The organism is Achromobacter sp. 2789STDY5608621 (genome assembly GCF_001299375.1).
GTDB classification, from domain to species: domain Bacteria; phylum Pseudomonadota; class Gammaproteobacteria; order Burkholderiales; family Burkholderiaceae_B; genus Achromobacter; species Achromobacter insuavis.
This window is the reverse complement of sequence record NZ_CYTU01000043.1, coordinates 37515-49320: the sequence shown is the minus strand read 5'-3', so window position 1 is coordinate 49320 and position 11806 is coordinate 37515. Positions and strand designations below refer to the sequence as shown.

At 67.2% G+C, this 11806-nt stretch carries 12 protein-coding genes; 4 read left to right on the top strand and 8 right to left on the bottom strand.

Annotated elements, in window-relative coordinates; all coding sequences use genetic code 11:
- Window positions 1–1162: 1162 nt before the first annotated feature.
- Window positions 1163–1531: a hypothetical protein gene (locus AOZ53_RS35135; RefSeq protein WP_231690502.1), complete on the bottom strand. Its 369-nt coding sequence runs from the start codon at window positions 1529–1531 to the stop codon at window positions 1163–1165.
- 185 nt (window positions 1532–1716) lie between these two features.
- Here AOZ53_RS35135 and AOZ53_RS26970 point away from each other — a divergent pair, with 185 nt between their 5' ends.
- On the top strand, window positions 1717–2664 hold the full coding sequence (locus AOZ53_RS26970; RefSeq protein WP_054490123.1) for a LysR substrate-binding domain-containing protein: 948 nt from the start codon (window positions 1717–1719) through the stop codon (window positions 2662–2664).
- 39 nt (window positions 2665–2703) lie between these two features.
- Here the strand turns inward: AOZ53_RS26970 and AOZ53_RS26965 are convergent, their stop codons facing one another.
- On the bottom strand, window positions 2704–4221 hold the full coding sequence (locus AOZ53_RS26965) for an acetyl-CoA hydrolase/transferase family protein (RefSeq protein ID WP_054490120.1): 1518 nt from the start codon (window positions 4219–4221) through the stop codon (window positions 2704–2706).
- A 239-nt stretch (window positions 4222–4460) separates the two neighbouring features.
- Here AOZ53_RS26965 and AOZ53_RS26960 point away from each other — a divergent pair, with 239 nt between their 5' ends.
- Together AOZ53_RS26960 and AOZ53_RS26955 are read left to right on the top strand one after the other, a co-directional pair.
- The gene (locus AOZ53_RS26960) at window positions 4461–5384 is read left to right on the top strand and encodes a LysR family transcriptional regulator (protein WP_054428308.1); all 924 of its coding nucleotides are present in this window, start codon (window positions 4461–4463) and stop codon (window positions 5382–5384) included.
- A gap of 208 nt (window positions 5385–5592) precedes the next feature.
- The gene (locus AOZ53_RS26955) at window positions 5593–8019 is read left to right on the top strand and encodes a DUF3772 domain-containing protein (RefSeq protein ID WP_054490118.1); all 2427 of its coding nucleotides are present in this window, start codon (window positions 5593–5595) and stop codon (window positions 8017–8019) included.
- Between the two features lie 32 nt (window positions 8020–8051).
- Here AOZ53_RS26955 and AOZ53_RS26950 read toward each other — a convergent pair whose 3' ends face one another.
- The 3 genes from AOZ53_RS26950 to AOZ53_RS26940 form a co-directional block, all read right to left on the bottom strand.
- Window positions 8052–8771, bottom strand: coding sequence for a hypothetical protein (locus tag AOZ53_RS26950; RefSeq protein ID WP_054428310.1), 720 nt, complete (start codon window positions 8769–8771; stop codon window positions 8052–8054).
- A gap of 47 nt (window positions 8772–8818) precedes the next feature.
- The gene (locus AOZ53_RS26945; protein WP_054428311.1) at window positions 8819–9289 is read right to left on the bottom strand and encodes a hypothetical protein; all 471 of its coding nucleotides are present in this window, start codon (window positions 9287–9289) and stop codon (window positions 8819–8821) included.
- Between the two features lie 428 nt (window positions 9290–9717).
- Window positions 9718–10227 (bottom strand): hypothetical protein, encoded by a 510-nt coding sequence (locus AOZ53_RS26940; RefSeq protein ID WP_231690697.1) that lies wholly within the window; start codon window positions 10225–10227, stop codon window positions 9718–9720.
- On the opposite strand from AOZ53_RS26940, the gene AOZ53_RS26935 reads away from it, so the two are divergent.
- Window positions 10205–10495, top strand: a complete 291-nt coding sequence (locus tag AOZ53_RS26935) for an antibiotic biosynthesis monooxygenase family protein (protein WP_006390640.1) — start codon at window positions 10205–10207, stop codon at window positions 10493–10495. The two genes, AOZ53_RS26940 and AOZ53_RS26935, sit on opposite strands and share 23 nt — an antisense overlap.
- Window positions 10496–10498: 3 nt before the next feature.
- On the opposite strand, the gene AOZ53_RS26930 is transcribed toward AOZ53_RS26935, so the two are convergent.
- The 3 genes from AOZ53_RS26930 to AOZ53_RS26920 are packed head-to-tail and all read right to left on the bottom strand — an operon-like array spanning window position 10499 to window position 11727.
- Window positions 10499–10858: a nucleotide pyrophosphohydrolase gene (locus AOZ53_RS26930; protein ID WP_054428315.1), complete on the bottom strand. Its 360-nt coding sequence runs from the start codon at window positions 10856–10858 to the stop codon at window positions 10499–10501.
- Between the two features lie 28 nt (window positions 10859–10886).
- A complete protein-coding gene (locus tag AOZ53_RS26925) occupies window positions 10887–11498 on the bottom strand; it encodes a 3'-5' exonuclease (RefSeq protein ID WP_082385787.1) in 612 nt (203 codons plus the stop codon).
- A 4-nt stretch (window positions 11499–11502) separates the two neighbouring features.
- Window positions 11503–11727: a DUF1653 domain-containing protein gene (locus tag AOZ53_RS26920; RefSeq protein ID WP_054428317.1), complete on the bottom strand. Its 225-nt coding sequence runs from the start codon at window positions 11725–11727 to the stop codon at window positions 11503–11505.
- Between the last annotated feature and the right edge of the window lie 79 nt (window positions 11728–11806).

Genomic DNA, 11806 nt, shown 5'->3' with positions numbered 1-11806 from the left:
CCTAAGTTTTCGGTAACTGCCAAGCCTGAAACTATAACACAACTTTTGCAGATTATGCAACCGGCTTTTGCCTAATTTGCATCCTATCTTGCAACCCCGCTGTTTCGCGAATCACTTCACTTCGCAGCAGCCCCGGATCGCCCCAGAGGTTGGTTACCGCCCAGTCGGCTTGCAACGTCGTTCAGACCACCCTACCGGGTAAACCCTGATTTGTCGTCACCAGCCAAGCCCAAGACTATAGCACAATTTTTGCAGGTTATGCAACTGGCTTCTGCCTGATTTGCACCACCTTTTGCAAAATTCGCTGACCGCTGGTTCGAGAGAGTCATTGCTGGCTCACCGCCTTGCTGCCCTGCGGCAGATCTGCTTGCCGTAGCGTTCAGATCCGTTGCACTTGCCTGGCCTCGCTGCTCAAAACTGCTTGAACTGCGAAGGAGCGAGACTATAGCACAGAATTTTCGCTTGTCACGCCAGCATGACACTCATTTTGCAGAAAGATGATGATTTCCGTGTGCCCCGGCTCTCGGATCGCTCGCGGTGACTGGCTCGCGGGCCGGTTCCAGCCTTCCTCAGTACAGGATGGCCGGCACGGCACATTTTTTTTGGGGGGGGGCACAGACATGCGCATTCGCGCCCGCCGGCCCCTCTCTTCGCCTCTCTCTATATAGGAGGAGCCGTGTGTCCCTGCTGGATCAGGGCGAATCGCATCGACCTGGTCGAGCGCCTGGCCTATGGGCGCCCCGTCGGCTGCTGACGGCTAGCCATCGGTCTGGGGTTTCCCTATGAATTCACCCGGGTGGGAGATCTCTATAGGGATAGCCTCTCCATATAGGACTTATCGCGGGAGTGAGCATCGAGCAGCCATATCTACCGTCGGAAGCACGCATCTATATATAGAGAGGGAGGGGGAAACGAGGCGTTCGCCCTCGGTTGGCGAGCCCCTCCCCCCAGCTGTGTGCCACCCCCAGCTGTGTGCCACCCCCAGCTGTACGCCATTAGCCGGCAACGCGCCCTTCCATGCTGCACGTCCGCCCACCAGTGGTCAATGAACGCCGCAACCACCTGTCTATATATAGTGGCAGGAATGGGAATCAGGAACTGCCGCCGGCTAGGGCGGGGACCGGGAAGGCATATTCCCTCCCACCCCAACCACCCTGCCTCATCACCAGCGCAGGGTGTCGATGCGGGTGACCCGCTTGAGCGATTGCTCGACGGTGGCCTGGTTCACCAGCCATTCCGGCGCGCCCACGTCCTTCAGCATGTGGACATCCATTTCATCCGCCAGGTTGCGCAGGACCCTGTCGGCACGCCGTTGGCGATAGGCACGCCAGAGACGGACGATGAAACCGCCCGGCGGCACGGCCGCGCGGTTGGCGCCGGAGACGGACGCTTCCGGGGTGCGCGTCACTGGTTGTGAAACCGGGATAGCCGGCGCCGCGGACGACGACACGTCAGGCATATTTGCCCGCTTGGGCGCCGGGCAGGCCGCGCCGAAAGCGGGAGAGGTCTGGATGCAGGTTTGGGCGGACATGGCTGGGCTCCTCGATTTAGTCCGTTTTGGTAAGCGTATTCGCCCAAATCGCGCCTGAAAATCGAATTGTTTTACCCAGGACGGTCAGTTAAGCTAACCAATCGAAGCATTCTCTCCGTGGGCTGGCCAGGCCCTCGACGGAATGTCCGCGAAACTTCCTGGCGTCCCGCCCCCCCCCCTTTCCCATGCGCCTGCCCCTGAATACCCTGCCCGCCTTCCGCGCCGTCGCCGAACTGCAGAACCTGCGCGCGGCGGCCGAACGCCTGCATCTGACCCACAGCGCGGTCAGCCAGCAGATCAAGGGGCTGGAAGAACAACTAGGCTTCCCCTTGTTCGAGCGCAGCGGGCGCGGCATCGTGCTGAACCCGGCCGGCGCGGCGCTGCTGTGCCGCGTGCAGAGCGCGATGGTGTTGCTGGACGAAGGCCTGATGGCGGCCTCGGCCGCCGCGACCGGCAGCGCGCAGCAGTTGCGCGTGTCGGTGCTGCCCTCGTTCGCGCAGCGCTGGCTGCTGCCGCGCATGACGCGCTGGCACAAGCGCCACCCGGACCTGTCGCTGCAGATCGAGACATCGCAGCAGGTAGTGGATCTGCTGCGCGATGGTTTTCACGCCGCGCTGCGATTCGGCCGCGGCCCGTGGCCGGGCGTCGAGTCCGAACCGCTGTTCGATATGCCGTTGCCGCTGATCGCGTTGGCCTCGCCCGAAACGGCGGCGGCCTTGCCCGACAACACGCCCGAGACGCTGGCGCGCCAACCCCTGCTGGGGGATCGCGACATGTGGCAGCACTGGTTCAACGCGGCCGGACTGAGCGTGCCGGTGACGCCGGTCGCCACGTTCAACGATGCCGGCATGATGCTGCAGGCCACTGAACAGGGCCTGGGCATCACTCTGGGACGCGAATTGCTGGCCGCGGACGCGATCTGCGCCGGGCGGCTGGTGCAGGTGTCACCGGTGACCGTGCATTATGAGCAGGCCCAGACCTATCACCTGGTCTACCGGCCCAGCCTGCGCGACTGGGAACCGCTGGTGGCGCTGAAGCAATGGCTGCGCGACGAGCTGGAACGCTCCAGCAAGAGTCTGGTGACCGCCGCTGCCCATGACGCAGCCAAGACGACGCGCGACAAGAAGGAATGACCCGCCGCCGGACGTGAACGTGCCGCGGCGGGAACCGGATCAGGCGACCTTGCGGGTCGCGGGCGGCACTGCCCGCATGCTGTCGGTCTCGTTGAAGCGCTGGTGCCACGCGAACGCCTCTTCCAGCAGATGGGGGGTCTGACCGCCGCGCTCGCAGGCCCGGTCGAAATAATCCTGCAGGGCTTCGCGATACGACGGGTGCACGCAGTGCTGGATGACGGCGCGGGCGCGTTCGCGCGGCGCCAGGCCGCGCAGGTCGGCCAGGCCGCATTCGGTGACCAGCACGTCGACGTCATGCTCGGTGTGGTCCACGTGGGACACCATCGGCACGACGCTGGAGATATCGCCGTTCTTGGCCATGGATTTCGACACGAAGATCGCCAGGTGCGCATTGCGGGCGAAGTCGCCGGAACCGCCGATGCCGTTCATCATGTGCGTGCCGCCAACGTGGGTCGAGTTGACGTTGCCGTAGATGTCGAACTCCAGCGCGGTATTGATGGCGATGATGCCCAGGCGGCGCACGATCTCCGGCGCGTTGCTGATCTCCTGCGGGCGCAGCACGATGCGTTCGCGGTAGTGGTCGATATTGGCGAGGATCTTCTCGTACACCGGCTTGGACACCGTGATGGACGAGGCCGAGGCGAAGGCCAGCTTGCCCTGGTCGAGCAGCTTGATGGCGCTGTCCTGCAGCACTTCGGAGTACATCGTCAGCCCGTCGAAATCCGACGATTCAAAACCGTGCAGCACGGCGTTGGCGATGGTGCCGATGCCGGCCTGCAGCGGCAGCAGTGAATTGGTCAGGCGGCCGGCGTCCACTTCGCGGCGCAGGAACGCGTTGATGTGCGCGGCGATGGCGTTGGTTTCGACATCCGGGGGCAAGGCGTTGGAGGGGCTGTCGGGCTCGTGCGTGATGACGATGGCGGCGATCTTTTCGGGATCCACCTCGATGAACGGCTGGCCGATGCGCTGGTCGGCCGTCACCAGGCCCATGGGCTCGCGGTTCGGGCGATCGGCCGGCACATAGATGTCGTGCAGGCCCTCGATCGCGGCCGGCACGCCCAGGTTCAGCTCGATGATGACGCAGCGCGCCTGTTGCGCGAACGAGGCCGAGTTGCCCACCGACATCGTCGGCACGATCGCGCCGGTCTCGGTGATGGCGGCGGCTTCGATGATGGCCACGTCGACCGGGCCGATGTGGCCGGCGCGCAGTTGCTCGGCCGTCTCGGACAGGTGCTGGTCGATGAAGGCGATCTCGCCCTGGTTGATCTTGCGCCGCAGGGTGGTGTCGACCTGGAACGGCATGCGGCGCGCCAGCGCGTTAGCCTGCGCCAGCACCTTGTCGGTGTCGTGGCCCAGCGAGGCGCCCGTGATGAGGGTGATGGCGAGCGGTTCGCGCCCCGCCCGTTCAGCCAGCGCGGCCGGCACCGACTTACAGTCGCCGGCGCGGGTGAAGCCGCTCATGCCGACGGTCATGCCGTCCTGCACCAGCAGGGCCGCCTGTTCGGCGGACGTGATCTTGGCGCGTAGCCCGGGATGGCGGATACGGTCGGTATGCATGGTGTCTCCAGATTCAAAAGCCGGCGGCTCGCGGCCGGACGCGGCGGTGCTGCCGCTCGCATCCAGGCGCCGTCTAGCGCGGCGTTTCCTGATGCCCGAAGCGCCTGGCAGGCCGGCTTCGGGACGAATTTTCCGCAGTATAGGAAGCGCCAGCCAAATCTCGTAATGACTTAAAATCATCCGATCCAGTCGTTTTTTTCCTTATTTGAATGTTCCGCACCTTGCAGAGGAGATGAGCCTTGGACGTGCGCGCCTTGCGGTACTTCGTCGAGACGGTCCGGCACGCCAGCTTCACGCAGGCGGCCAAGGCGCTGTTCGTGACGCAGTCCACCGTCAGCAAGATGATCCGCCAGCTGGAAGAGGAAGCCGGCACGCCGCTGCTGGTGCGCGACGGCCACACGGCGCGCCCCACCGACACTGGCCGCGTGATGTACCAGCGCGGCCTGCAGGTGCTGGAAACCATGCGCCAGCTGAGCGAGGAAATGCGCCAGACGGCGGAGTTGCAGCGCGGTTCGCTGGAGGTCGGCATCCCGCCCATGATCAACCTGCTGTTCACGCCGGTGGTCAAGCGCTTTCGCGAACTGCACCCCGGCATCCACCTGACCCTGCGGGAAGGCACCGGCCGCGCGGTCGAGGACCTGGTGGCAGGTGGCGAACTGGAAGTGGGCGCCACCATCCTGCCGATCGCGCCCGACAGCGGCCTGGCGGCGCAGGCCTTCGGCAGCTATCCGATCTGGGTGATCGGGCCGCCCGACGCGGCCTGGGCCGGCAAGACCTCGCTGCCCTTGAGCGCGCTGCGCGATACCCGCCTGCTGATTCCCACGGACGATTTCGCCATGACGCGGCGGCTGCGCCAGGCGTTTGCCGATGCCGGGCTGCAACCCGGCATCGCGGCGCAGAGCGCGCACTGGGACTTCCTGGTGGCGATGGCGTCGGCCGGCCTGGGCGTGGCGCTGCTGCCCGAACCGCTGATGCTGCGGATGAAGACGCGCGGGCTCAGCACCGCCAAGCTGGCCAAGTCCGGCCTGCAATGGGAGGTCGGCCACATCTGGCAGCAATCCGGTTACCTGTCGTACGCCGCCCGCGCCTGGCTGGAGGTCTGCGACGCGGTGCTGGGCGGGCCCCGGCGGGCCCGGGCCGATAAGCGCGCGGCGCAGTCCTGAAGCCGCAGCCGCGAGGCCCCGCCCGCCTGGCGACGGCCACCGGGATTCCGGCTCAAATCCGCCCCCGTTTTTTGGTTTCCCACGCCCACGGATCGGCGCCGGCGAAGGCCGGAATCTAACGGGGGACATAGCTGAGTTTTTGTTGCAGCGGACCGGGCCGCGGCTTGTTATGCTGCCGCCTCGACGCGATCCCATCGCCCCAAGAATCATGATCCCGAACCCGCAACATCCGCTCTTGCGCGCCCTGCCGCGCCGCCGTTCTTTTGCCGCGCTGATCGCCGGCCTGCTGCTGGCGCTGTGCCTGGCGCCCGCGTTCGCCGCCGCGCCCGCGTCGCCCGCCGAAACGGACGCCATGCTGGCCGGCGCCCGCAAGCAGCTCGACGACATCCGCAAGCGCGTCCCGGACGAGACCGACGACGCCGACCTGCTCAAGCAGCGCGGCGATGCCCTCGACATCCAGTCCAAGGCGGATGCCACCGCCGATGCGCTCACGCCGCAGCTGACCAGCGTGACCGCGCGCCTGAGCGAGCTGGGCGCGCCGCCGGAGGGCGTCAAGGAAGCGCCCGACGTGGCGGCGCAGCGCATGCAGCTGGAAAAGAACAGCCGCGCGCTGGACGCGCAGATCAAGCTGGCGCGGCTGCTGTCGGTCGATGCCGCGCAGACCGCGGAACAGATCTCGGGCCTGCGCCGCACGCAATTCCAGGCGCGCCTGGGCGAACGGCGCGACTCGTTCCTGTCTGGCCAATTCTGGGCCGAATTCCGCGAGGAATTCCCCGGCGACCTGGAGCGCCTGGTGGCGCTGCGCAACGATCTGGCCACCGCCGTCGGCCAGACGCCGAAATGGGGCTGGCTGCTGCTGGCCGCCGCGGCGGCGCTGGCGATCGCGCTGCGCGTCTGGATCGGCCGGGTGCTGTTGCGGCTCACGGCCACGCGCGTGCCGCCCGGACGCCTGCGCCGCTCGTTCCTGGCGGTGGCGCTGTTGACGCTGGCCGTCGCCACGCCCGGGGTCATCGCGCTGCTGATCCACATCGGCCTGGACTGGAATTCACAGCTGTCGGAAAGCACCAGCGCCCTGCTGGCCAATCTGGTCGCCACGGTCTGTTTTGGCGGCTATGTGTCGGGCCTGGGCTATGCGCTGCTGTCCGCCAACCGGCCGTCATGGCGGCTGCCGCCGATCTCCGACAAGGTGGCGCACCGCCTGCGCTGGCTGCCCGGCGTGCTGGGCGTGATCGTCGTGATGATCTGGCTGGCCGAACGGCTGCCTGTGCTACTCAACGCCAGTCTCACCACCACCATCACCCTGACCGGCATCGTGGCCGTGTTCGTGATGATGACGATGGCGGTGGCGCTGTCGATCGGCCGCCGGCTGCGGCGCCGCGCGTTGCGGGAAGACGGCCCGCCGCCGCCCTTCTGGACCTCGCTGCTGCTGACCGCGACCGGCACGGTGCTGGCGATCAGCCTGGCCAGCCTGCTGGCTGGCTACGTCGCCTTCGGCAGTTTCCTGACCAAGCAGGTGCTGTGGGTCGTGATCATCCTGGCGTCGGCCTACCTGCTGGCCGTGCTGATCGAGGACGGCTTCAGCACCCTGCTGGGCACGTCGCACCGCGAAGACAGCGAAGGCCCCAGCCTGCGCGACCAGGCCGCCGTGCTGCTGTCCGGCGTGGGCCGCGTGGCGGTGGGCCTGCTGGCCCTGATCCTGCTGCTGGCGCCGTTCGGCGAAGGGCCGATGGACCTGCTGCAGCGCTTCGACCAGCTGCGCAAGGGCCTGGCCATCGGCGAAGCGCAGATCCGTCCGGGCGCGGTGCTGCAAGCCCTGCTGGTGCTGGGCCTGTCGCTGCTGGGCGTGAAGATGCTCAAGCGCTGGCTGTCGAACCGTTACCTGCCGACGACGGAACTGGATCCGGGCATGCAGCTGTCGGCCGCGACGCTGTTCGGCTATGCCGGCTTCGTGCTGGCGGTGGCGCTGTCGCTGTCGGCCGCCGGCATCGGGCTCGAACGGGTGGCGTGGATCGCCAGCGCGCTGTCCGTAGGTATCGGTTTCGGCCTGCAGGCGGTGGTGCAGAACTTTGTGTCGGGCCTGATCCTGCTGGCCGAGCGGCCGGTCAAGGTGGGCGACTGGGTCTCGCTGGGCGGCGTGGAGGGCGACATCCTGCGCATCAACGTGCGCGCCACGGAAATCCAGATGGGCGACCGTTCCACGGTGATCGTGCCGAATTCGGAGTTCGTGACCAAGACGGTGCGCAATGTCACGCGGTCCAACCCGCTGGGGCTGGTGCAGATCAAGTTGCCGCTGCCGCTGTCAACCGATGCGCAACGGGTGCGCGAGCTGATCCTGCAAGCCTTCGCCGACCATGAGGATGTGCTGGAGACGCCGGCGCCGAATGTGTTCCTGGATGGCATCGAGGGCGGCAACCTGGTGTTCAACGCCAAGGGCTATGTCTCGTCGCCACGCTCGTCCTACGGCGTGCGCAGCGCGCTGCTGTTCACGCTGCTGCAGCGGCTGCATGACGCCGGGCTGGAGGTATCGTCGCCGCCCACGATGCTGCTGGCATCCGCGCCCCAGACCGCGGCCTTGCAGCAGCCCGGCGCGGCCGAGGGGCCGGGCGCCGCGGCCACGCCCGCCGCAACGCCCTGAACGCCTGGAACCGCGATCGCCGCACACGATCATCAACCCGGCGAATAGAAGTCGGCCAGGCCCTGCCGGTCCATGCGCGGATTGCGCAGCGTCGGCGCATTGACCATGGCGTTCTGCCCCGACATCACCGGGTAGGCCTGCGCGACCGGCGCCGGCGCCATGTACTGGGCGCTGGGCGACTGCGGCTGGGCGGGCGCGTACTGCGCTTGCGTCGGCGCGACGGGCGCGGTCTGCGCGACGTTCTGCGAGGGATTCTCGAAGCGGTGATCCGCCGTGGTCAGCGAGGGATTGGTGCACAGGCCCTGCGCGGTGAGCGCGGCCTTGGTCCGATCGTCGGTCTGGCACAGGATGTCCACGGCGGCCGTCTCCAACCGGCGCGACCGGTCCGGATCCTTGGTCGACGCGGCCGCCTGCATGGTGCGCTCGAAGTTGCGCCGCAGACTGCACTTCTGGTCCTCGACCGGGAACGCCACGTTCATGCCGAAGCCGACCACCGAGCCGCCGCCGCCCGCCGACACCATGCAGCTGTCGGAAGAGAACGAACCATAGAAGCTCTGTGCGCCGATCGGCGGCGCGGTCCGCAGGGTGCTCGATCCACTGTTGTTGGAATTGAGCGTGATGCCCTGGTTGTTGCCGGCATTGGTGGAGCCCGACGAGGCCGAGGTGGTCGCGGCGGAAGAACTGGTCTGGGCGCCCGCGGAAAAGGCCACCAGCGACAGCGACAGAGATAAGGCAAGCGCAAGGGTTTTCATGATGTCCTCTCGACCGGACGGCCGAAGCCGTCCGGATTGCGTGCTGCTCAGTGACCGAAACCGCCCACGGGGCCGATGCCATGGATCGACGCGGTCGCGCCGATCGCACCGGCGTTGAACGTGCCGGTCGCCGTGGCATTGGTGGTGGTGCTGCCGAACGTTGCGCCGCCATTGGCGATGCTGTCGCCCACCATGATCGGCGCGTTGCCATGGATCTGGCCGTAGGTTTCGCTGGTCGCGTATTGCCGCGTGCTGGTGACCGCGGTGGTGCCATCCGGGCTGAAGGATCCGCCCGCGGTGGCGACGCCTCCCGTTTCACCGAACGACGTCTGGCTCGACGAGCCATAGCCGTTGATCTGGGTCGAAACCACGGAAGTACCCGTGGAGACCGAGGACACCGTCCCGGTGATGGTGCCAACATGGCCAGACGCGGAAATGCTGGGCTGGCCCGGTCCGCTCGCATAGGCGGCCGAAACCGCGACGAGGGACAACGCTGCGACTGCTGCGAGCTTTTTCATTTGAGCTCCTCCTGATCCGCCCGATGCGGATGAACAGGTGCCGGTGGCCGACCGGCGCGGACCTTTACCACCCCGACGCAGTACGCCCATACGGCAACGTGGCGTTTGGGACTTTCGTATTGGTACGGAATGATTGCTCCGGACTAAGGACGTCGATATCGGTTAAACGGGCGACCGCCCTCCAGAGACGGAGCGCGAAGACGTAAAAGATGGCGTGGAATCTGCGAACACCGCGACGCGGGCCATGCATATGGAGGAGTCGCGGCGCGCGCCGGGCGAAATTGCTGCGCCGCATCTCAGCTCATAGGATGGGGCGCCGCCGCGCGCTCTCGCGCGATTTACCTAGCGCGCACGGCGGCGGGCGGCAAGGAGGCAACCTTTAGGCTGACTGTCAGGAGAGTGTGACGGCCGGCGCGACCGGCCCGGATTCAACGCGGACCAGGCGCGACGATGCGATCGAGCAGGCGCGCCGATTCCCACCGCGCCAGCGCCAGATCCACCGCGACGAGCAGCAGCAGCACGCCGAGTTCGGCCAGTTCCATCTCGGCCCACAGGTGATAGCAGGCCAGTAGCGCGATGCCTGCCGCGCCGGCCAGCCAGCAAGGCCAGGCCGGCGGCAAGACGGCCGGCGCGGCCGCGCGAGCCTGCCGCAGCACCAGCCAGGCGATGAGCGGCAGGCCCAGCATGGACAACGGAATGTAGATCGCAATGGCCGACAACACGGCGACCACGCTGAACTGGGTCGGCGAGGCCAGCGCCATGATGGCGAGCGCGGCGACCCCGGCATACCAGAGCAGGCGGGCGGCGACGAGGCGCGGCAGCGAAAGGACGGATCGGTTCATCGGGACGGAATTTTGGGCCATACTACTCCGCCCGGCCGGCCCCTGCCCGGCCTCTTTATCCGGAGACACCATCATGATCCAGGAGATTGCCAGCATCCATGTCCGCGAAGGACAGGAAGCCCTGTTCGAGGCCGGCGTGGCGCAGGCCAAGCCGCTGTTCCTGCGGGCCCGCGGCTGCCACGGCATGGAGCTGTACCGCAGCATCGAGCAGCCGCAGCGCTACACGCTGGTGGTGGATTGGGAAACCGTCGAAAACCATATGGTGGATTTCCGGGAATCTTCCGATTTTCAGGAGTGGCGCAAACTCGTGGCGGGCTTCTTCGTCGAGCCGCCCCAGGTGCACCACGAGCAAAAGGTGGTCTGAGGTTCAGGCCGCGTCCGGCGGATCGTCATACTTGCGCGCGCTGCCGCGAAAACGATCCGCGGGATACTTCACCGCGTTCCGGGCCATCTTGGCCTGGACCGCGGCCGCGATGTCCACGCCCAGCTGATCCGCCAGGGCCACCAGGTACATCTGCACATCGGCGATCTCGTCGGCCGCGTCCGCCAGCAGCGCCGCGGACGGCTGGCGCGACTCCTGTTCGGTCAGCCACTGGAACAGCGCCAGCAACTCGCCCGCTTCCCCCGACAACGCCATCGCCAGGTTCTTGGGCGAATGGAAGCGCTGCCACTCACGTTCGGCGGTGAAGGCCCGCAGGGCCTGTCGGATATGTTCCAGGTCGGACATGATGGTTCCGTTGAAACGTGGCGCGGCCTCAGGCCACGGCCAACCTCGAACTGGCCGCCAATGCGACGGCCACCGTGGTGCGCACGTCGGCCAGCGCCCGGTGGGTGGGCTCGGATGCGCCCACGTGCCGCGCCAGCACGTCCAGCTTGTGCGAGGGCAGCTCGGGCCAGGCGCGCCGCGCCAGCACCAGCGTGCAATGCGTGGCGTTGGCGAACGGCAGGCCGGTCTGGAGCGCGGCGGCTTCCAGGAAGCGGCGGTCGAACGAGGCATTGTGGAAAAACACCGGCAGGTCGCCGACGAAGTCCAGGAACGCCGCGAAGGCCTGCGCCACGGGCACGCCCTGGCGGTCGACCTCGGACTGGGTGATGCCGGTGAGGCGGGTGATGAACGGCGGCACCGAGGCGCGGGTGCGCACCACCTGCGCGTATTCCTGTTCGGCCGCGCCGCCCGCGCCGACGCGCACCGCGGCGAATTCCAGGATTTCGCACGACGCGGTCGACAGCCCGGTGGTTTCCAGGTCGGCCACCACGAACGGGCCGCGCAAGGCGTTCAAGGCGGCGGCAACGGCCGCGGACGGCTGCCCGGAGGCGGCGCGCGGCGCGGCGCCGGCCGGCCGCGCACGGCGATAGTAGAAGGCCATGGCCTCAGCGCGCCGCGGACAGCGGCGCGAACCGCGGCGAGCCGTCGGCCAACTGGCCGAAGAACAGGTCGGCCGGGCGCACCCACAGGCCACGCGCGTGCGGCCACAGGTGTTCGTAGACCACCATGGATTCCTCGGTCTCGGAATGGCGGGCGGTATCGATATAGCGATACAGGCCGCCCTTGTAATGGCGATGGGTGGCGAGAGCCAGGGCTTCGGATTCGGTCATGGGGAATTGCCGCAAAAAACACGGCCCGGGCCGGAAACTTCCTGCCTGGGCCGACGGGTTCGTACAAGACCGTATTTAT

Excerpts from the sequence above, each read along its gene's own strand:
- AOZ53_RS35135 (WP_231690502.1), bottom strand. The coding sequence starts at position 1,531 with ATGTCCGCCCAAACCTGCATCCAGACCTCTCCCGCTTTCGGCGCGGCC.
- AOZ53_RS26970 (WP_054490123.1), top strand. The coding sequence starts at position 1,717 with ATGCGCCTGCCCCTGAATACCCTGCCCGCCTTCCGCGCCGTCGCCGAA.
- AOZ53_RS26965 (WP_054490120.1), bottom strand. The coding sequence starts at position 4,221 with ATGCATACCGACCGTATCCGCCATCCCGGGCTACGCGCCAAGATCACG.
- AOZ53_RS26955 (WP_054490118.1), top strand. The coding sequence starts at position 5,593 with ATGATCCCGAACCCGCAACATCCGCTCTTGCGCGCCCTGCCGCGCCGC.
- AOZ53_RS26950 (WP_054428310.1), bottom strand. The coding sequence starts at position 8,771 with ATGAAAACCCTTGCGCTTGCCTTATCTCTGTCGCTGTCGCTGGTGGCC.
- AOZ53_RS26945 (WP_054428311.1), bottom strand. The coding sequence starts at position 9,289 with ATGAAAAAGCTCGCAGCAGTCGCAGCGTTGTCCCTCGTCGCGGTTTCG.
- AOZ53_RS26935 (WP_006390640.1), top strand. The coding sequence starts at position 10,205 with ATGATCCAGGAGATTGCCAGCATCCATGTCCGCGAAGGACAGGAAGCC.
- AOZ53_RS26940 (WP_231690697.1), bottom strand. The coding sequence starts at position 10,227 with ATGCTGGCAATCTCCTGGATCATGATGGTGTCTCCGGATAAAGAGGCC.
- AOZ53_RS26930 (WP_054428315.1), bottom strand. The coding sequence starts at position 10,858 with ATGTCCGACCTGGAACATATCCGACAGGCCCTGCGGGCCTTCACCGCC.
- AOZ53_RS26925 (WP_082385787.1), bottom strand. The coding sequence starts at position 11,498 with ATGGCCTTCTACTATCGCCGTGCGCGGCCGGCCGGCGCCGCGCCGCGC.
- AOZ53_RS26920 (WP_054428317.1), bottom strand. The coding sequence starts at position 11,727 with ATGACCGAATCCGAAGCCCTGGCTCTCGCCACCCATCGCCATTACAAG.